Source organism: Niallia oryzisoli, from assembly GCF_036670025.1.
GTDB classification, from domain to species: Bacteria; Bacillota; Bacilli; order Bacillales; family Cytobacillaceae; genus Bacillus_BD; species Bacillus_BD oryzisoli.
Window position 1 is genome coordinate 6,035,063 of sequence record NZ_CP137640.1, and the last position, 21,081, is coordinate 6,056,143.

Below are 21,081 nucleotides of genomic sequence, written 5' to 3' on the forward strand. Positions count from 1 at the left end.
CCTTTTGGATAACTTATTAATTATAATTTTTTTTAAAAATTGTTTCAAGCTCATGTTGATGATCCATTCGAAGTCTTGGATGCTCCCTTCTTTTTCCGAAGACTTCCGACAATCCATAGCAAGAGCGGAATCCCTGCCATATTTAGAGACAGAACCACTGGTAGCCAGAAATACTCCATATACTCCATCCCATATAACGAATGATTCGAAAAAAAGGTTGCTAAAAGAAAGGAAATAGATGCCACAATCCATATCAGCTTTTTCCAATTTTTGATATGAAGCAACTGAGCTGTCCCATAGGCTGCCATGATAAAATATAAGGATAATTTGACAAAAAGACTTAAAACCCATATTAATACAGCTAAAATTTCAAGATTTTGTATAAAATTCATTACATTAATGAATCGGATCGATTCAAATGCCGAATATTTCAGATTTGCCGCCACTTCGGGCCCAAAAACCAGAATCACACAAACAGCGGTAATATTAACCAGCACAACTGCGGACCAAACGCCCCATACGGCCCGCTGAGTTCCTTGCTCTGGCTGATCCATGAAAGAAATGAGCATCAGCATAGATACAGACTCTCCAAAAAAAGAAAGGGGATATAAACTGCCCCTAACAATAGGAAATAATCCAGTATCAGTATATACAGGGAGAAGACGATCCAAATGGATATTAGGTAATGTAAAAGCGATCAAAAAAAGAAAACTTGCTAAAATAATGGGCCCAAACACCTCACTGCAACGTCCAACCCCTTCTATCCCTCCTAAATAAGCAATATAAATCATTAATAAAAGGATGGTCAAAAACAATACCCATGGAGGCGTTTTTGGAAGTAAAATGGAGTTCACAAATTCAGCAAATTCTCCTAATATGTCGCCGATAACAGAATACCAATAAACTAAATAAAGAATTGCTATTATGGCTCCGATCCATCTGCCAAAAATTAATTTACTGTATTCAATCAGTGTATGTTTTGGATGCAGTAAGGCCGTTTTGGCTGCAAGGAACACAATCAGCACTCCACCCAGTCCAGCAATAAGAAAGGAAATCCAAACATCTTGTTTGGCCTGCTGAATAGCCGGTGAAACGGTAATTAGCACAGTATTGCCAATTAATATAGAAACCATAATCCAATAGATTTGCAGCCCCGTTATTTTCATTCTTTGACCTCGCTTTCTTTATACAGTAGCGATGGACCAGTCATACCAACTCGAAGGATCTTAAGCTCAACGTTAACTGAAATATCCGCTTCTGCAAAATAATGGTCCCAATCTTTTTTCACCTTTTTCCACTGCTGGGGATACTTTCTATGGACAGATTCCCCAAAACCAAAAATATCCAGCCCAAATTCCTTTTGCACTTTATTGATCGTTGCCAATACTTCTTCTTTTGTCTGTTTTTCCATGGCGTGTTTCACAAGCTGACTATTTTTTCTTTTATCAATATCCAGGTTGTTATTATTTTCTGTAATTAATCCTTCTCCGCTTAACTCAACAGTAAAGGTAATCTGACCTTTACTCATTTTTGGGATGATTTTTCCTTTAATCTTAGTCAAAGCCATACTTGCATTACTTTCCCCACCCATTGAAACACTTATTTTCTTTTTCTTTAAATTTCCTGTCACCCAGAGAAAGTTCCGGTTATCGTTCATATTTAAATAACCGACTAATTTAAGATCAGGGTCAAACACAGCCAATCCTGCTAATGTTAAAATCGGTTTTGCTGCTGCTCCTTTAGCCTCTTTATTTCCATGTTGGAAATAATCAATTTCAATAGCGGGCATCGTAGGCCGAATCCCATCGCTGTTCGCGGCTCTAATAAAGTCTAAATAGGACTCATCTCCTCTTCCCCCTGCATGTTCATGGATCTTCAATGCTGCAACTGCCGGAGGACTCTCAAATGGATTGGACTGATTCAGCGCATTTAAAGCCGTATCCCCTTTTACTACAAAAGAATCTGTCCGAATACTAACATCCGAGCTTCTGCTATTTATATCTATTTCTTGTTTCAAACCATGTTTTGCAAATGCTTCTCCATAAAAAACCACCCGCCTCTGGCCAAAATAGGCTTCCCTTGAGAGCTTGTCTTGTTGATTTTCCAAGGCATCTTGTACATTTGTCCCCTTCGCCGAAACCGTTACGTACGATTCACTTTTACCTCCACCACCGCTGCCCCCTCCGCTTTGCGACTGCATACTAGAAGGGATGGCTATTTGACCGCATATTTGAATGTCCTCTTCTTTTTCACCGGCATCCCAGCCTGTTGCAAGCCATATGGAACGATCATTCAGTTCCTTGCGATCCCAGCATCCCGTTGTGAGGATCATCTGGATACACAAAAACATACACACCATACTTCCCTTGCCCATTTACCTTTACTCCTTATTTTCGTTTTTGCCCTTTTGGAAAACGTATCTTATCCTTGCCTGCCAAAAAGGTAGGACGCTGATTTAAAGCCCATCTTGGAACTCTTATGATGACATCTTTTAGATCTTTGGGAATTTGCGGCGCTACAGGAGTGAAATAAGGAACGCCAAAAGAACGCAGGCACACCAAATGAATCGTTAAGGCAATAAAGCCGAGTACAATTCCATATAAGCCCAAGACCCCGGCTAAAATTAACATAATGAACCTTATCAATCTGATGGAGGTGCCAAAATTGTATCGAGGAATCGAAAACGATGCGATCCCTGTTGTTGCAACAACAATAACCATTGGAGCAGAAACAATCCCAGCCTGTACCGCAGCTTGACCGATAACCAGCGCTCCAACAATACTGACAGCAGACCCAATCGCTTTCGGAAGGCGGACACCCGCTTCACGCAAGCCTTCGAATACAAACTCCATCATCAATGCCTCAACAATCGCCGGAAACGGTACCCCCTCCCTGGCGGCAGCTACACTGAAAAGCAAGCTCGTTGGAATAAGTTTTGGATGAAAGGTTGAAAGCGCCACATAAAGAGATGGCAAAAAAAGAGAAATATTAAATAAAACATAACGAATAAAACGAATAAAAGTCGTATAGATAAAGCGCTCATAATAGTCATCCGCAGCCTGGAGTCCGCTCCAAAAAGTCATCGGAATCACAAGGGCAAAGGGAGTATTGTCCACGATAATTCCCACCCTCCCTTCCAGGAGATTAGCTATTAGAATATCCGGTCTTTCAGTATTTTGAATTTGTGGAAAGGGTGAATAAGGAACATCCTCAATAAATTCTTCCAGCATTTCTGACCCCATTAATGCATCAATTTGAATCCGGCCAATTCTCGATCGGACCTCCTCTAAAAGAGAATCAGCCGCAATTCCATCAATATAAGCCATCACGACATCTGTTTGTGACAGCTCTCCAATGGTGAAGGATTCAAATTTGAGCTTTGTACTGCGAATTCTTCTGCGTAAAAGGGTTGTATTAGTCCTTAAGGATTCTGTAAACCCGTCTTTCGGACCGCGAATCGTGACCTCCGTTGCCGGCTCTTCAATTGCTCTTTTTTCATAGCCGGGCAATTCAGCAAGCATGGCATTTGCTTCACCCTCAATGACAACACCGATATTGGCTTTCAATATTCCATCCGCCAGCTCACCTAGCTTGGACACATTTTTTACTTGGGTGACCGCTATTAGGTGCTGTTCAATGATCTTCCCTAATGAAGAAGTCTCCTCAACCCCTTGAGGCTTCCCTTCAAATATCATCGGCTTTAAAAAAACTTCATCAAGCAGGTTCGTATCAACAAGCCCGTCTATATAAATGAGTAAGATTTTGACTTTATCCATAACAAAGAAAGGCCGAATAACAAAATCTGAACAGTTTTCAAAAAGCTTTTTTAATTGCTGTTCCATATCCGATAGGTCTGAACCAATCGTGTCTTTCGTATTCACCTTCGATGGCAGAGATTCTGTTTTTTTCTTGAACAAATCCTGTAATGTTTTTCGTTTCCGGAATTGATGCATCACGAGTTTTCCCCTTTTTTCATATGGGTATATTTTTCCAATACTGGAAGTTTGTATGCATACTTTGGGATAAACATTAAAAAAGAGGACAAACGCTCATGTTTGGAGCGTTGTCCTCTTTTTTCATTGGATGTCTTTTCCACAGGAAAGACGGGTGTAAATGTCCATTTTCGGTGTCAGGCGCCCTTCATACACCTTTATAAGGTACTGTATGTAGCACGACTTCCCTTACTTATTATTATTCTGCTGATGAAGATGATGAAGTTTGAATCTGTGATTGAACTTGGCTAATCAGTGTTTGTACTTGCGCCACTTCATTTGATGCTTGCTTTAATGCTTCTGATGCAAGTGTAGTGTTAGCAGCTGATTGTTCAATTGCGGATGCAATCATATCCTTTGCTATTGAAGTTGCCGCTTCCGCTTGTTTAAGTTTGTTAGTGTCAATTTGAGTTGTCATTTGATTTCCTCCTTGTATTTGTTTAGTACAAATATAGAATGCTACCAAATAATTGTTTTATCCTTGTTATTGATAGTAAAAATGTTCTTCGTATATTTCACATGTAATATCCTATTTAAAAAGCCAAAATAAAAAAGAGAACGCCTATTACTCATAAATAATAGCCATTCTCCTTGATTGTTATTTTTATTAATCTTATTTTACAAATCCAAGCAGCATTTCACGAAGCAGCTTACTTGCTGTATTCGCTGTTTGCTCGGAATGATCATAAATCGGGGCCACTTCTACAAGGTCTGCTCCCACTACACGTACATCAGAATGCGCAATTTCATGAATGGATGCCAATAATTCTCTTGACGTAATGCCGCCCGCATCAACCGTACCTGTTCCAGGTGCATGAGCCGGGTCCAATACATCGATGTCAATCGTTACATATACAGGGCGCCCAGCAAGCGTCGGCAGAATTTCTTGTAGCGGCTTGTGGACGTCAAATTTGAACAGATGCATACCGACTTCCTTTGCCCATTCAAATTCCTCCTTCATGCCGGAACGAATTCCAAAAGAATAAACGTTTGTCGGACCAATTAGCTCTGCAGCCTTCCTAATCGGCGTTGAGTGAGACAACGGCTCGCCCTCATAATTCTCGCGCAGGTCGGTATGCGCATCCATATGAATAATCGCTAAATCCGGATATTTTTTATACATTGCTTTAATGACCGGCCAACTTACAAGATGCTCACCGCCCATTCCTAACGGAAATTTGCCGTCAGCCAGCAGATCGTCAAGGTAATCCTCAATTAAATCAAGGCTCTTTTGCGCATTCCCAAACGGCAGCGGGATATCGCCTGCATCGAAGTATTTAATTTCATCTAATTCCCGGTCCAGATACGGGCTGTATTCCTCAATTCCGATCGACACCTCGCGAATACGGGCAGGACCGAAACGAGAGCCCGGACGATAGCTGACCGTCCAGTCCATCGGCATGCCGTAAATCACAACCTGACTTTCTTCATAGTTTGGATGACTTTTAATAAACACATTGCCTGAATAGGCTTCATCAAAACGCATCGTAACTCCCCCTTTATTCTGTTGTACTGTTTTGACGTAACAGTACCTTTTCCTGTAAAATTACTCTACCAAATCTCTTACAAACTTAGGCAGAACAAACGCTGCTTTATGTAATTCTTTTGTATAGTACTTCGTTTCAATCTCATGAAAATGATCGTCGCTTATTTCAAGCGGATCGTATTTTTTTGACCCGAGTGTAAAGGCCCACATCCCGCTTGGATACGTCGGAATATTGGCCGTGTATAGCCTTGTAATCGGGAAGATTTCTTTTACATCCCTTTGCACGCTGCGGATTAAATCACTCTTAAACCAAGGGTTGTCCGATTGCGCAACAAAGATGCCGTCTTCCTTCAGCGCCTTGGAAATTCCGGCATAAAATCCCTTTGTAAAAAGATTGACTGCAGGACCAACCGGCTCTGTCGAATCCACCATGATCACGTCATAGTCATTGTCGCTTTCGGCAATATGCATAAAGCCGTCGCCTACTTTTACCTCAACGCGCTCATCATCGAGCTTTCCGGCGATTTCCGGCAGATACTTTTTTGAATACTCGATCACCTTGCCGTCGATATCAACGAGCGTTGCCTTTTTCACACTTGGATGCTTCAGCACCTCACGAATCACTCCGCCGTCACCGCCGCCAACGACCAATACATTTTCCGGATTCGGATGGGTAAACAAAGGAATATGTGCGACCATTTCATGGTAGACAAACTCATCCCTGACAGACGTCATGACCATGTCATCAAGCAAGAGCATGTTTCCCCATTCTTCGGTTTCTACCATGTCCAGTTTTTGAAACTCAGTTTGCTCTGTATGTAAGGTACGATTGATTTTCATCGTAATCCCAAAGTTCTCTGTCTGCTTCTCAGTAAACCAAATTCCCATTGTATTCATCCCTTCATTTGGATTGAAAACAAGTGCCTGGCACCTGTAATGTCTCATCAGTCTTCCTTATGTTACCCAGTCCCTTTAAATGCAAACAAAAAAAATTATAGAGTATTGCGCAGGAAATAAAAAGAAAAATATTCTCAATTACCCAGATTATGTTTAAAATCCCACTTATTTTTCAATACTAATAATATCTTTATTTTTGATTAGATAAGAGAAGATTTGTGCTGAGCAAATGCTAGAATTCTCCGCATTTCTGTTAGGAGGTGAAATACTATGGAACTTATGACAGACCAACGATTTCGAAAAACGATTAAATATTTACGGGCCTTATTCTTTCTTTGTTTTATTCTTGCTTGTATAATGACTCTTTTTATCATTGGAATTATCATGTACGCGAAAATCCTTGGTCCTCCGCCGCTCTCAGTGCCGCAGTCAACACTGTACTATGACGACAATGGGACGGTGATTGGGGAAAGCAACAACGGGCAAAAGCGGTACTGGGTGAATTTTAACGATATCAGCCCGCATCTTGTGGATGCGACGCTTGCGATTGAGGACCGGAATTATTATGAGCATCACGGCTTTGACTATAAACGTATTGCCGGTGCTGCCCTCGCTGATATTAAAGCGATGGCAAAGGTGCAGGGGGCGAGCACGATCAGCCAGCAGTATGCCCGCAACCTCTATCTTGAGCATGACAAAACGTGGCAGAGGAAGTTGCATGAAGCCTTTTATACGATCCGTTTGGAAATGAACTATACAAAGGAACAAATTTTAGAAGGCTACTTGAATACGATCTATTACGGACATGGGGCATACGGCGCCCAGGCTGCAAGCCAGTTTTACTTTGGCAAGGATGCATCCGAGCTGACCTTGGCTGAGGCCTCGATGCTGGCGGGAATCCCGAAAGGACCGAGTATTTACTCGCCGCTGGCCTCACTTGAAAAGGCGAAAGAACGTCAGGGAGTTATTTTATCAGCGATGCAGGGAAATCATTTAATTGATGAAAAAGCAGCGCAAAAAGCGAAGCAGGAGGAGCTCGAGATTGTCGGCAAACACCCGCACACACAGCTTGTGACAGCTCCCTATTTCCAGGATGCCGTGCACCAGGAGCTAACGGATGTGTTGAAGCTCGATGAAAGAACGATTGAGCTCGGCGGGTTAAAGGTCTACACAACCCTTGATCTTGATCAGCAAAAAATTGCCGAGGAAACTATTGCAAAGCAAATCTCTGAGGATTCCGATATTCAGATCGGCTTTGTAGCGATGAATCCGAAAAACGGCTACGTCAAGGCGATGGTCGGCGGCCGGGATTATGAAGAAAGCCCTTATAACCGCGTTACCCAGGCAGAGCGCCAGCCAGGTTCGACGATCAAGCCGCTCCTTTATTACGCAGCGCTCGAGCAGGGCTTTACGCCGGCGTCAACGATGCGCAGTGAGCTGACAACCTTCAAATTTGATGATGGCCGGGCCGAGTACACACCGCATAATTTTAACAACAAATATGCTGAAGAGGATCTGACCATGACTCAAGCATTGGCATTATCGGACAATGTATATGCTGTGAAAACGCATCTGTTCCTTGGCGAAGAGACATTGGTAGAAACAGCGAAACGCTTTGGGATTACCTCCGATATGGCAAAGGTCCCTTCCCTCGCCCTTGGCACATCTGGCGTGCGTGTGATTGAAATGGCCAATGCCTACAGTATGTTTGCCAACGGCGGGAAGAAGGTCACTCCGGTGATGATCAAAAAGGTTGAGAATCATAAAGGTGAGGTTATTTACGAGCATGACCCCGAGCCTGAAGCAGCGCTGCGGTCAGACTTAGCGTTTGTGATGACACATATGATGACGGGAATGTTTGATAAAAAATTAAACGGCTATGCCAGTGTCACCGGTAGTAACATTATCAATGACATGACGCGCACCTATGCCGGCAAGTCCGGTTCAACCAACACAGACAGCTGGATGATCGGATATTCGCCGCAGCTTGTCTCAGCGGTTTGGACCGGCTATGACGACAGCCGGCCGATTGAAGGCAGACTGGATCAAATGTATGCCAAAAATGTTTGGATTCAGTTCATGGAAGAGGCGCTCGAAGGAACGCCGGAAAAATCATTTAAAGCCCCAAAAGGCACGGTCGGGGTCTATCTAGATCCTGAAAATGGGAAGCTGGCTACAAAAGAATGTCCGGTAAGGCGGTACACCTACTTTGCGGCCGGCACCGAGCCAACTGAATATTGTACAGAACACCTGCTAGAGCATGAGGAAGGGGCTCCAAAAGGGAAAAAGAATAAGCATCATGAGGAACATGAAGATCGTGTTCCATGGTATAAAAGAGTGATGCCGTGGTCGTAGTTATGGCTGCATGCAGATGGTTGCATGCAGTTTTTTTATTGCCGTTTTTCTGGTTAGGTTTTTGATTAAGCATTGTTTTGTCCCCTGCTTGTTTTGTTCATCAAAGCACCCCACTCATTGAAAGGTTTATAGTTTTGGTCACTATCAACCCTTTATAGTGACCGTCTGCCTGTTTCTCCCCCGTTCAGGGGCAACTATCAACCTGCTGGCACAAACAAAAAAAGCTTAGGGTCTCCCCTAAGCTCAAGCTCCTAAATCATCTTTCAACTGCTGTGCCGACCGTTCCCACATGCCTGCATCATGATTCTGCAGAAACTCACGCAGTATAACCTTTGATTTTTCATCCATATGGTCCACAATAATATGACGCTTAATTGATTTATCCATACGGTTCACATGCTCCGGCAGCGACTTATAGCCTCTGCGAATCTCGCGGTCGACGGTCATCTCGCACGCGGTCACACCGGCATAATGAGGCCCCCTCTCGTCACGGTCAACCGTCACCCATACCAGCCAATAAGGCTTGCCGTTTGGAACCTCGTCTTTATTCGGTAAAAACTTAATCCCTTTTTCCGCCGCACTTCTTGCATGCATGGCGCCGATATCGATGACCGCCTCGCCTTCCTCGACATCAATAATAACTGGCGACACATTATCAAGACTCAACGCGCCTTTGCCAAACCCCTTATGTCCATCAAGCGGTTCATTTTTAATAATATTAAACTCAAGCTTCTTTTTCTTTTTTTCTTCCATTTATAAAAATCCCCTTTCAGTCTTTTAAAAAAACCAACTATAAATAAATTCATTCAACCCATTTACGAGCCATGGCAGGACGGTGCCGAAGATTGGCTGGATTGTGTAGCGGTCAAGCGGTGTGATGACTAGGATGAGAAAAATCAGCATTCCATACTGTTCAAACTGCGTCATTTTTGCCCGCACGTCGGTCGGTGCTAAGTCCTCAATGATGCGGTAGCCGTCAAGCGGCGGCAGCGGCAGCAGATTGAAAATAAACAGGACAGCATTCAGCTGAATAAAAATATCAAGAAAATCCGGAACAAATGACGGTAAGCCTGCGGCCAGCCCTGAGGCCACTAGTGCATACCAAATAATAAATCCAAGGCAAACCATAATCAAATTGCTCAGCGGCCCTGCAAAGGAAACGGTGATGCCAGCAATGCGCGGCTTTTTAAAGAAATAGCGGTTGACCGGTACAGGGCGCGCCCAGCCGAATCCAGCAATAAAAATTAAAATTGTCCCGATTGGGTCTAAATGCGAAGCCGGGTTTAAGGTTAATCTCCCCTGCTTTTTCGCCGTATCATCACCAAATCTCCAGGCGGTAAAAGCATGTGCAAATTCATGGACGGAAAATGCAATAATCAGTGTTAACGCGACATAAGGAATTTTTTCTAACGGGTATGCCAAAAATTGCGAAAATGAGGATTCCAATCGGCAAAACTCCTTTTTTAGCTCTTTGAATAAAAGTATACATGATTACCGTGCTAAAGTGAAAAATGATGCCACCACATCCGCCAACAAAAGGAAAATAAATCAGATAACTTGTGGTACACTAGGTAACAGGTGAATTCCACCAATTGGAATACATACAAACCCAGCGAAGGAGGCTGACGACATGCCATATGTAACAGTTAAAATGTTTGAAGGCAGAACAGACGAACAAAAAAAGGCACTCTGTGAAAAAGTAACAGATGCTGTTATTGAAACTACAGGTGCCTCAAGAGAAAGTGTCGTTGTTTTCATTGAGGAAATGACGAAAGATAATTATTCAGTTGCCGGTAAACGCTTAATCGACTGATCTTTCCCGCATCTGCCCCAGCGAAAAATATGGTTCTATCCAAAGCGATAGAGCCATATTTTTGATAGAATGAAAGTAACAGCTATTCATGGCGCTAGGGGGAACCGAAATGGAAGTCGGGACAAAAATTGCTCAAGTTCAGAATCTGATCGACCAACATATCGAAACAATCGAAAAATTGATTAATACATACGAAGAAGATGTAAAGCCTAACCCAGATTACTCGGACGATGAAATGATGCTGTTCAAATTGTGGCTACGCGATAATATTTTCCGTATCTGGGTAAAGGTTCTCCAGCAGTCCATCCAAAGTATGGATGACAGCAATCGGACAGATATCCTGCGAATATTGAATGAATTTGAAAAGCCAATCGCTAACTATATCAATAAGGAATTAGGGCTTTAACGCCTGCCGTTTCATCATTCCACATGCTCGTGTAATGTCACGCTCTCGATATAATTAATAAATCGTCTTAATTCCTTTGCCTGCTCCTTATTAATATCACCCGCTTCGTACATGCGGTGAATTTCGGAACGTTCGATATCCATAACTTTGATACGAAGCTCTTCTTTTTGCTCTTCACTTTTTTCATTATAAGAAACTGTCGTCCGTTTTAATCGCTCAATCAGCCGTTTATAATCGTTAATCACAATGTTTACCGCCTCAAGCCGCTCCATTTCTGTCTGCCTCGCATATTCTTCCAGTTTATCCACTGCCTTTTGCAAAGCCTTTAATTGAATATTCCTCCCAAGATCACGTAATTCCGCTAATCTTGTTTCTTTATAATATTGCCCAATGAAACGCTGCCAAGCCCTTTTGGACCTTCCAATTAAAAACAGAATTCCCGTGCGGACATTATTTGACAGCGCATCTTCCCGATAATCAAGGGATTTCTCAAATGTAGCAAACACCTCTTCATCCATCCCGCCTTGATCCATGACTTCATGGATATACTGCCTTTCCGCTCTTAAGGCTTTAAGCCGAACCTCACGCACTTTTTGCTGAAACGCATCTGTTGTTGTGCTTTGCTCTTGTTTGTATTTTGCAAACATTCTCTTATATTCAGCGATTAATTCATAGGCAACAATCGCATTCTCTTCCGTCATTTCTACCTTAATTTTCTGAATCGCAGCTAGTAAAATCCGGCCCTTAGCTTCCGTTAAATTGAGCACAGAAGGTTCTTCGCCTGCTGTCTGTTCCTCTTTACTTAATAGCGGCAGGAAAACGGTGGCCGCTATCAACGTAAATAGAATTGTACCGGCTGCTAAAAAAAGAATCAGCGAACGCTCCGGGAATGCCGCTCCATTCTGTATGACAAACGGAATCGAAAGAACCCCTGCCATCGTCACCGCCCCGCGAACACCAGTCAGACTAATGAACAAAGTTGTTTTCACATTTGGTTTGACGTTCATTTTCTTTTTCAAAAAGCGATATTCCTGATAAGAAAAAAGATACGACCAAGCAAAACGAATTGCTAAAATCATCAATCCAACCGCCACCACATAGCCAACAGCCAGCCAATTGCCGATATTCGGATTTTTCACCGTTTCAATCATGGACGAAGGAATGTTTAATCCCAGCAGTAAAAAGACAATCCCGTTTAAAATAAACAAGACAATCGACCAGATATTTTCAGTCAGCACCTTCTCCTGGGCATTCATCGTTTCTGTTTTTTCATTGATGAGCGAATGAACAATTCCCGCCACGACAACAGCAATTACACCTGATGCATGCAACATTTCTTCCGTTATGATAAAAATGATAAACGGAGTCAAAATCTGCAGAAGGGAATGAAAGGTAATATCATTAATCCCTTGCTTTCGCAAAATAAAGCGAATCCAAATAATAGCCAGCCCCAGCACAAGTCCGAGCAAGGCGCCGGCAATAAACATATAAGTAAAATCAAAGACCGCTTCTTTTATTGAAAAATAGCCGGTAACAACCGCAGCGACTGCATAATTAAACGCTACTAAGCCGGATGCATCATTGATAAGCGATTCTCCTCTAACCAAATGCAGCACCTGTTCTGGAATATGGATACGCTTGGCAATCCCATTCACTGCAACCGGGTCTGTCGGTGATAAAATAGCTGCCAAGGCAAACGAAGCGGCTAGCGGAATTTCGGGGATGATCCAGTGAATAAAGTAGCCGCCGCCGATCGCCGTAATAAGAACGAGAATTATCGCATTCCCAAAAATAGAGGCCTTCATCCGCCATAATTCCTCACGCGGAAAATACCGCCCGTCATTATACAACAGCGGAGCCACAAACAAGAGCAAAAACCACTCCGTTTCCAGTTCAAGTGAAATTTCCCCAATAAATAAAGCAAGAACGACTCCAAAAGCAATCTGTGTTAAGGCTGTAGGAATAAATGGAATATAATGGCTGATCACATTCGAAATTAATAAACAAAACAAGAGCAGTAAGACAGTAAACAAAAAGTCCATATGTACGACTCCTTTCTCTACCTTCTTTTATATTGCTCTTTTTCTTGATTCTTATTTGAAAGTAGCTTTCAATTGCACAAAAAAAATACAGTGCCCTCAAGCACTGTACAGTTTATCTATTGAAGTTCAGCCTTCTCTTTCAACATCGCAATATATTCATAAGCACTATCAATTTCTTCTGTTGTATAGCGCTGTTTGCTTTTTAAAGTGAAAATCTTTTCCTGAACTTCTTCTTTTGGTAGATTATCAAAAAATAATACGGTGGAAACCAGTTCAAGAAATCTTGCATTTTGACTGTTCATATCTGTTAAACATTCCTGCAGATTGGGGATATCCACATGACTTTCAGACAGAAACTCCTTGCCGTTATCAGTGACGGTATAACGATATTGATAGTATCCGCCCTTCTTTTCCTTGACTTCCTCCAAAAATCTCATGTTACACAGCTCTTCAACTTGTACCGTTAACTCCTCAGAATAAGGTCCATAAAAATGAAATTGAAATTTTTCTCCGAATGGAAAGGATAATTTTTTCGAGATATAAATCATTTTTTGAAGCTTTTTCCTTCCGATAACTTCTCCAGAGGCTGCGATGGCCTGCATGACCTTAGCATGATCTTTTAACACACCTTTTCAACTCCTACTTCTATAGCAATGGACAAATATTACTCTTCTATATCCAGCAGCTTACGGATCTGCTTTTTAATGTTTTTCTTCGAAGAATCATCGCAAATCAAATCGAGCGGATAATACAGCTTATGATCCGTTCTTCTTTTTCCCGAAATTGCATCTACGATTTCCGATTCTCGTGAGAGCTCGCGAATATCGCCGTTTTTCATTAATAATTGAATTGGCAGGCGCTCTTCTTCCTCGCCAGGCCGGTAAAAATCATACGGTAAATCTGAAGAGGAATCAACAACCAGGTAATAATCCGGATCCATCCCAGCCTTTTGAAACAGGTTAGCAAGCTCTCCCAGCTTTTTATATTCTTTTGCCGGTTCAAACTCCGCATATTTAAATAGATTCCGATTCATAAAACGACGGCAGAGATCACGCAAAATCGGATCGTCTTCCTCCTGCCACATTTGAAAATAATAGAGAATCACGGATTCATCTAATTTTAAATAGTCTTCCAATGTGACCTCGTCTTCAAACATAGAATAAAAATGAATGGGATAGGATTTAAAAGAATAAAACTCCTCATGAAGAGCCTTTGCCCGGTGCAGAATTTTCGTTAAAATCACTTCCGCACTTCGGGTTACAGGGTGGAAATATACCTGCCAATACATTTGATAGCGGCTCATAATATAGTCTTCAACTGCATGCATGCCGCTTTTCTTAATTACCACCTGATCCTCGCGCGGACGCATCACCCTTAGGATCCGCTCCATATCAAAATGGCCGTAACTTACCCCTGTGAAATAAGCATCTCGCTGCAGGTAATCCATACGGTCGGCATCAATTTGACTGGAAATCAAGCTGATCACTAATTTGTTTTGATAGGTTTTGGCGATCACTTCAGCTACCTTTTTCGGAAAGTCATCTCCCACTTTCCTAAGGACGGCATTTACCTCTGTATCGCCTAAAATAATTGCCTGTGTAAAATATTCATGGTCCAGTTGGAACACTTTTTCAAAGGAGTGAGAAAACGGTCCATGCCCTAAATCATGGAGCAGCGCAGCACAGAGGGAAAGCAGCCGTTCGTCATGACTCCAGCCGGAGCGCCCTTCGAAGACGTCATCAACAATGCGCCGGACAATCTCATAGACTCCAAGTGAATGATTAAACCGGCTATGCTCCGCTCCATGGAAGGTTAAATAAGTTGTCCCTAACTGTTTAATTCTCCGCAGGCGCTGGAATTCCTTCGTGCCGATCAGGTCCCAAATCACCCGGTCACGCACATGCACGTAACGGTGAACGGGATCCTTAAATACCTTCTCCTCCAATAACTTTTCCTCAGAATAGGCCATTTTCTCCCCTCTTTTCTGTTCAATATAAGCATGCAGCCAAATAGGCACACTGCCCTGCTGCGGACTTGTTTTTTTTGTTAGTCTATTATGAAGGACATCTTTCCACTTTTCTTATTATAATCAAATTACCCGTCACTTCTCTACAAAATTCAACAAAAACCAACCATTTCTAAAATAGGTACTTTCTCTAGCCTATTCTCGCTCAAAAAAAAATAAAGCACCTGCCCTAAGGCAAATGCTTTATTTTTTTATCAATTAGATAATACGTATGTTAACCATTCCTGGAATTTTGCCGATATTTTCTTCTAATGCAGGAGTTAGATCGCCGTTAAATTTATTATCAATATCAATGATTGTATAGGCATAATCTCCACGGCTTCTGTTTACCATGTCAGCAATGTTTAAATCATAGTTTGATAAAACAGCCGTAATCGATCCAACCATACCTTTCACGTTTTGATGGAAAGCAGCAACACGGCGTTTTCCTGTATACGGAAGGAATGCATTAGGGAAATTGACTGAGTTTACGATATTTCCTGTTTCTAAGAAATCCTTCACTTGACGGGAAGCCATAATCGCACAGTTTTCTTCAGATTCGGTTGTAGATGCACCAAGGTGTGGAATGCACACACAATTTGTCATTTTCAATACTTTTTCGTTCGGGAAGTCAGTAATATATTTTCCAACCTTGCCGCTTTCAAGCGCTTCAGCCATATCGTCTTCATTCACAAGCTCTCCGCGGGAGAAGTTCAAAATATGAACGCCATCTTTCATAAGCGCGAAGGAATCTTTGTTAAACATTCCACCTGTATCCTTTGTAAATGGTACGTGAACAGTAATGTAATCAGCCTTTGCATAAAGCTGCTCAAGCGTCATTGCACGTTGTACATTACGAGAAAGGTTCCAAGCAATGTCAACAGAGATGAATGGATCATATCCAATTACGTCCATATCCAAACGAAGTGCATCGTTTGCAACGCGGGCACCGATCGCTCCAAGTCCAATGATACCAAGCGTTTTGCCTTTGATTTCTTTTCCAACAAACTGTTTCTTTCCTGCTTCAACAAGCTTCGGAACTTCTTCTCCCTTGCCTTCTAAGCCTTTTGTCCATTGAATACCGGCAAATAGATTACGGGAAGAAGCCATCAATGTTGTTAATACCAATTCTTTAACTGCATTGGCATTTGCACCTGGTGTGTTGAAAACAACAATCCCTTTTTCCGTATACTCATTAACTGGAATATTATTCACGCCAGCTCCTGCACGGGCAACGGCCTTTACATTCGAATCAAGCTCCATATTGTGCATGTTAAAGCTGCGAAGAACGATGGCATCCGGTTTCTCTGCATCATTATCGATTGTGTAGTTATCATTGGTTTTGAATACATCTAAGCCGACTTCCGCAATTGCATTTAATGTTTTGATTGTAAACATGTGTTTCTTTTCTCCCCTTTATTTTTTTATAAAAAATGGCTGGTTAACTATGAAACTTACTTTTGGATTAGTTCAAGATGACTAAAAAAAGAGATTGGACTCATCTCCAATCTCCTGCAAAAAGTAAGAATAACAAATAGGACTTGTTACTCTTCTGTCCTTTTGCCTGAGATTGTGAACCCTTCGGCGCTGCGCATTGCAATCTCTCCAGAAGCCGCTCCTGTTATAGCGTGAACCATAACCATCTTCGCTAGCGATATTCTTTTTCATATGTTGATATTTGTAGAAAAAAACTTAAAATTTTTGTCGAATGATTGTGTAATAATTTTAAATTTTAACAATATTACTTAATAAATTCAAGCTCAAAACTTCTTTAATTACTAGAAAAATGAATATTGTTTAATTGATAAAACACCTTCATTCGTCTTTCGTTAAAAATCAGAAAATTTACTGATATAATGTTTGAATTATAATTCATTTCAAAAAACATATCAAGTGTTTAAAACTGGGACTTTAACTTAATTTTATTTCCGGTAACGCTTACATTCAAACTATACCTGTAACAAGATTACACGAACATTTTTATATATTTTTTTATTATCATTCGTAAAGAAGTAAACTTCCCTAATAATTCAGGAGTCATATCTATCGATTTAGGAAGAACCAATAGATCCGCATTATTGAAATTACGGTTATGTGCACAAAAAAAACTCCTCAGACTATGTCCAAGGAGATTTCTTATTTTTTTAGCTTCTTTTTGACTTTTTCTTCGAGCTCTTCTTCTGATAAAGCTGCTAACGGCCGGTTATTAACAAAGGCAAAGGTTTTTTTTCTGCCAGGGCCGCAATATGACTGGCAGCCGATTTGAATTTCTGCTTCCGGATCAATTTTCTTCAACATTGGTACTAACGTTTTTAAATTCACAGCCTGGCAGTCGTCACAGACACGGAATTCATTTGCCATAATGGATACATCCCCTTTTAATCATTCACAAACATCAAACGAAAAGCGCAAGCGCCTTCGGAACATAAAGAACATGTTCCTGCGAAGCAATATCAAGGAAGAATTCCTTGGTGCTCAGCCCCGACAAGCATAAGACGCGCCTGAATAGAAGGCGTTCTTTGCCTTCAATTCAGGCGTGGCTAGACCCAAGAGGGGCTATGCGCTGGAGCTAGACCACTAACTAAGTTAAAAAGATAACTTTCTTATTTAATTGAAATATGAAAACAATCTGTTTCTCACATTTTCATTATTTTTTTAAAAAATTATACTAGTACGTTTACACTATGAGGTATTTTAACGCTTCTTTTTCTGTATTGCAAGTTGATTTCTGATGGTATGCGTAAACTAGCAATTAAAAGATAATACTAACTTTTAATAAAGATCCAAAGGTCTATGCACTACTTTTCATTTAAACTTTCCAATCTAACATTCATTAGTATGTGTTTCGCTGTTAAAATGCATTCGTTTTTTCATAAGTCTACTATCCTTTTAATCACCCTGTATAAAGTCTGAAAAGATTGGACATGATGAAAGTAACGCTTTATAAAAATACAAAAATATGATAGGGAGCTGAAGAAATGAAAGTTCGTCAAGATGCATGGACAGATGAAAATGACTTGCTGCTTGCTGAGACTGTCTTAAGACATGTAAGAGAAGGAAGTACACAATTAAATGCCTTTGAAGAGGTAGGAGATAAGCTTAATAGAACGTCTGCTGCCTGCGGTTTCCGCTGGAATGCCGTTGTTCGCCATAACTATGAAAAGGCGCTGCAGCTGGCGAAAAAACAGCGCAAGCAAAGACAACGGATTTTGGGGAAAGATCAAGGCGGCAAGAAGAAACTATTATACTCACCACCGCAGCCGAGTATAGAAGAAATTCAAACCTTGACAACACCAACCGATACCCAAGTATTTAATGAAAATATGACAATGGAAATGAGTGAAGAGATGACCGCTAGCATAGACATGAACTCAATTCAAGCTTCACCAACAATCCCTGCAGGTGAACTCAATCTTGATGCTATTGTCTCTTACCTGCAAAATATGAAAAACTCAGGTTTTCAGGTTGAAATATTAAGAAATGAGAATGAAAGATTAAAACGCGAAATCGCCGATCTGAGAAGAACCAATAAAGAGCTTGAAGAAAAGATTGGTGAAATGGAACAAAATTCAGAAACGATTCAAGAAGATTACGAGACGCTGATGAAGATTATGAACAGAGCACGCAAATTGGCCTTGTTTGAAGAGGAAGAGCGTCCAGCAACAACCTTTAAGATGGACCGAAATGGCAATCTTGAAAAAGTAGCTGAGTAATTGGATTGATAAAAAGCCGTTAGGATAACGGCTTTTTTTATGTTGTTCTTATTTAATAGATTGTAAACCTGCAGTCAGAGGTTCTCACTCCCCCAGAACCTTCTGGTTCCGCTCAACTACCCTATCATAATAGCCTTCAAACAGCGGAACCTCCTCCGGTGACAAGGAAGCGGTAAAAAGCTGCTCCGACTTCGATTGCAGTGCCTGTAAAAAGCGCAGCATTACATCCTGAACGGTAAGTTCAACCTGAAGCAGCTCTGACAGTGATGCCATCACCTCAGGGACAATCGCTGGATACACATGCCTCGTTTCTTCTCCCTTTTTACTAAGCTCATAAAATTGTTTAATCAGCTCGGCCCTTTTGCTGCCGCTGCCATTGACACAGAGATAGATTTGCACGGCCACGCCTTTTCTAATCCTCCTCTGCGAGATGCCGGCAAATTTTTGCCCATTGATACTGAGATCATAGCTGCCGGGGCAATAGGAACCAATGATCTCTCGAGCTTCAATGTCTTGACCGTAATCAGCAAACATTTCCTGCACTAACTGCCACATCGCATCATAGCCGCGGTTAATATCAATTCCTTTTTCTTTTTCCGGAAAAACAAGCGTCAGATTTAAGACCCCTTCATCTAGCACAACCGCCAGTCCGCCGGAATTTCGGACAATGACCTCATAGCCTTGATCTTGTAAAAAATCATTCCCATTTATTAAATAGGGAAGTTTCGTATCTTGAATTCCTAGTACAATCGTCCGTTGGTGAACCCATGCCCTCGCTGTCGCCGGAGCCTCACCCGAACCGACCGAAGCACATAGCGTATCATCCATGCCGAATGATTGCAGGGCACTTATATAAAGGCCGGAGACAGACTGATCAATCACTCTCCACCGCTCCTGAACTAATAAATCCGTTGTGTCCTTCATGATTATTCTCCTTGCTATCATGCTGTTATTTCTTCATTATAGCATGCAGTCAGTGTAAGCAAAAAGGCAGGTTGCATAGTGACCGTTGGGCTATCTTTATCTTCCTCTCGGGCACTATCAACCCTCTTTTGTGACCATCAAGCTTCCTTTTTCCTCCTCTCGGGCACTATCAACACTCTTTTGTGACCGTCTAGCTTCCTTTTTCTTCTTCTCGGGCATTATCAGCTCTCTTTTGTGACTGCCAAACTTTCTTTCTCCTCTTCACGGGCACTATCATCCCTCTTTTGTGACCGCCAAACTTTCCTTTTCCTCTTCTCGGGCACTATCATCCCTCTTTTGTGACCATCAAGCATTCTTTTTTCCTCTTCTCAGGCAATTACCTTTTTCCAGAAAAAAAAGTACACCACTCTAAAAGTGATGTACCTCATACAATCTTATTTTTTCAAAGCCTGTGCTGCTGTAATAAGTGCTAGCTTATAAACGTCTTCTTCATTACATCCGCGGGAAAGGTCGTTAACCGGGCGGTTAAGGCCTTGCAGAATTGGACCAACAGCTTCAAAGTTTCCTAGGCGCTGGGCAATTTTGTAACCGATGTTTCCTGCTTCAAGGCTTGGGAATACAAATACGTTTGCATCACCTTGCAGAACGGAACCAGGTGCTTTCGATTTCGCAACAGATGGTACGAACGCTGCGTCGAATTGGAATTCACCGTCGATGATTAACTGTGGATCGCGTTTCTTCGCTTCTTCAACAGCTGTTGACACCTTTTCTGTTTCAGGAGACTTCGCAGAGCCCTTCGTTGAGAAGCTTAGCATTGCTACACGAGGCTCGACATCGAACATTTCCGCTGTCTTTGCGCTTTCAATTGCAATTTCCGCTAAATCATTGCTGTCCGGTGCAATGTTGATAGCGCAATCAGCAAACACATATTTTTCATCTTCACGAACCATGATGAAGACACCTGAAGTTTTGCTGACGCCTTCTTTTGTTTTGATAATCTGCAATGCAGGACGAACAGTATCAGCTGTTGAATGTGCAGCCCCGCTTACAAGTCCGTCTGCTTTATTTGTATGAACAAGCATTGTGCCGAAGTAGTTTTCATCTAAAAGGATTTTACGGGCATCTTCTTCTGTTGCTTTTCCTTTACGGCGTTCCACAAATGATGCCACAAGCTCATCAAATGCAGCATAGCTAGCTGGATCATAGATTTCAGCCGATTCTAAAGAAACATTTAGTTCCTTTGCCTTTGCCTCAATTTGCTCAATATTTCCTACTAAAATAGGTGTTAATACTTTATCTTCTGCCAAACGTCCGGCAGCAGTTAATATTCTTTCATCTAATCCTTCCGGAAAGACAATTTTCAAGTTTTGACCTGTAACTTTTTGTTTTAAGCCTGCGAATAAATCACTCATGATTTTACCCTCCTAAAATTTTTCCCTATATTAGAA

At 41.6% G+C, this 21,081-nt stretch carries 19 protein-coding genes and 1 riboswitch; of the genes, 4 read left to right on the forward strand and 15 right to left on the reverse strand.

Annotated elements, in window-relative coordinates:
* Positions 1-50: 50 nt before the first annotated feature.
* The 6 genes from R4Z09_RS29985 to speE all read right to left on the reverse strand — a co-directional run bounded on the left by R4Z09_RS29985 (position 51) and on the right by speE (position 6,366).
* Complete coding sequence (locus R4Z09_RS29985) at positions 51-1,166, reverse strand: endospore germination permease (protein ID WP_338450260.1); 1,116 nt, start codon at positions 1,164-1,166, stop codon at positions 51-53.
* Positions 1,163-2,374: a Ger(x)C family spore germination protein gene (locus tag R4Z09_RS29990; RefSeq protein ID WP_338450261.1), complete on the reverse strand. Its 1,212-nt coding sequence runs from the start codon at positions 2,372-2,374 to the stop codon at positions 1,163-1,165. The genes R4Z09_RS29985 and R4Z09_RS29990 overlap by 4 nt, the downstream gene beginning before the upstream one ends.
* Positions 2,375-2,387: 13 nt before the next feature.
* Entirely contained in the window at positions 2,388-3,953 is a 1,566-nt protein-coding gene (locus R4Z09_RS29995) for a spore germination protein (RefSeq protein WP_422392326.1), read from the reverse strand.
* A 238-nt stretch (positions 3,954-4,191) separates the two neighbouring features.
* Entirely contained in the window at positions 4,192-4,410 is a 219-nt protein-coding gene (locus R4Z09_RS30000; protein ID WP_338450263.1) for a hypothetical protein, read from the reverse strand.
* A gap of 195 nt (positions 4,411-4,605) precedes the next feature.
* Positions 4,606-5,478, reverse strand: coding sequence for an agmatinase (speB, locus tag R4Z09_RS30005; RefSeq protein WP_338450264.1), 873 nt, complete (start codon positions 5,476-5,478; stop codon positions 4,606-4,608).
* A gap of 60 nt (positions 5,479-5,538) precedes the next feature.
* Positions 5,539-6,366, reverse strand: a complete 828-nt coding sequence (gene speE / locus R4Z09_RS30010; RefSeq protein ID WP_338453401.1) for a spermidine synthase — start codon at positions 6,364-6,366, stop codon at positions 5,539-5,541.
* Between the two features lie 279 nt (positions 6,367-6,645).
* Here speE and R4Z09_RS30015 point away from each other — a divergent pair, with 279 nt between their 5' ends.
* Complete coding sequence (locus R4Z09_RS30015) at positions 6,646-8,730, forward strand: PBP1A family penicillin-binding protein (RefSeq protein ID WP_338450265.1); 2,085 nt, start codon at positions 6,646-6,648, stop codon at positions 8,728-8,730.
* Positions 8,731-8,973: 243 nt separating this feature from the next.
* Here the strand turns inward: R4Z09_RS30015 and R4Z09_RS30020 are convergent, their stop codons facing one another.
* Entirely contained in the window at positions 8,974-9,483 is a 510-nt protein-coding gene (locus R4Z09_RS30020; protein WP_338450266.1) for a YwhD family protein, read from the reverse strand.
* Between the two features lie 24 nt (positions 9,484-9,507).
* Positions 9,508-10,176: a site-2 protease family protein gene (locus tag R4Z09_RS30025; protein ID WP_338450267.1), complete on the reverse strand. Its 669-nt coding sequence runs from the start codon at positions 10,174-10,176 to the stop codon at positions 9,508-9,510.
* A gap of 184 nt (positions 10,177-10,360) precedes the next feature.
* Here R4Z09_RS30025 and R4Z09_RS30030 point away from each other — a divergent pair, with 184 nt between their 5' ends.
* On the forward strand, positions 10,361-10,543 hold the full coding sequence (locus R4Z09_RS30030; RefSeq protein WP_338450268.1) for a 2-hydroxymuconate tautomerase: 183 nt from the start codon (positions 10,361-10,363) through the stop codon (positions 10,541-10,543).
* A gap of 109 nt (positions 10,544-10,652) precedes the next feature.
* Entirely contained in the window at positions 10,653-10,949 is a 297-nt protein-coding gene (locus R4Z09_RS30035; protein WP_338450269.1) for a hypothetical protein, read from the forward strand.
* Positions 10,950-10,963: 14 nt separating this feature from the next.
* Here the strand turns inward: R4Z09_RS30035 and R4Z09_RS30040 are convergent, their stop codons facing one another.
* The 5 genes from R4Z09_RS30040 to R4Z09_RS30060 form a co-directional block, all read right to left on the reverse strand.
* Positions 10,964-12,991, reverse strand: a complete 2,028-nt coding sequence (locus R4Z09_RS30040; protein ID WP_338450270.1) for a Na+/H+ antiporter — start codon at positions 12,989-12,991, stop codon at positions 10,964-10,966.
* A gap of 116 nt (positions 12,992-13,107) precedes the next feature.
* Entirely contained in the window at positions 13,108-13,617 is a 510-nt protein-coding gene (locus R4Z09_RS30045) for a YwgA family protein (protein WP_338450271.1), read from the reverse strand.
* A 38-nt stretch (positions 13,618-13,655) separates the two neighbouring features.
* Entirely contained in the window at positions 13,656-14,960 is a 1,305-nt protein-coding gene (locus R4Z09_RS30050; RefSeq protein ID WP_338453402.1) for an HD domain-containing protein, read from the reverse strand.
* 255 nt (positions 14,961-15,215) lie between these two features.
* Positions 15,216-16,394: a 3-phosphoglycerate dehydrogenase family protein gene (locus tag R4Z09_RS30055; RefSeq protein ID WP_338450272.1), complete on the reverse strand. Its 1,179-nt coding sequence runs from the start codon at positions 16,392-16,394 to the stop codon at positions 15,216-15,218.
* A gap of 144 nt (positions 16,395-16,538) precedes the next feature.
* Positions 16,539-16,615, reverse strand: a riboswitch (glycine riboswitch).
* Positions 16,616-17,132: 517 nt separating this feature from the next.
* Entirely contained in the window at positions 17,133-17,357 is a 225-nt protein-coding gene (locus R4Z09_RS30060; RefSeq protein ID WP_338450273.1) for a DUF1450 domain-containing protein, read from the reverse strand.
* Between the two features lie 617 nt (positions 17,358-17,974).
* On the opposite strand from R4Z09_RS30060, the gene R4Z09_RS30065 reads away from it, so the two are divergent.
* On the forward strand, positions 17,975-18,709 hold the full coding sequence (locus R4Z09_RS30065) for an RsfA family transcriptional regulator (protein ID WP_338450274.1): 735 nt from the start codon (positions 17,975-17,977) through the stop codon (positions 18,707-18,709).
* Between the two features lie 84 nt (positions 18,710-18,793).
* Here the strand turns inward: R4Z09_RS30065 and R4Z09_RS30070 are convergent, their stop codons facing one another.
* Complete coding sequence (locus R4Z09_RS30070) at positions 18,794-19,633, reverse strand: lipoate--protein ligase family protein (RefSeq protein WP_338450275.1); 840 nt, start codon at positions 19,631-19,633, stop codon at positions 18,794-18,796.
* A gap of 434 nt (positions 19,634-20,067) precedes the next feature.
* Positions 20,068-21,045 (reverse strand): phosphate acetyltransferase, encoded by a 978-nt coding sequence (gene pta, locus R4Z09_RS30075; RefSeq protein ID WP_338450276.1) that lies wholly within the window; start codon positions 21,043-21,045, stop codon positions 20,068-20,070.
* Positions 21,046-21,081 lie beyond the last annotated feature (36 nt).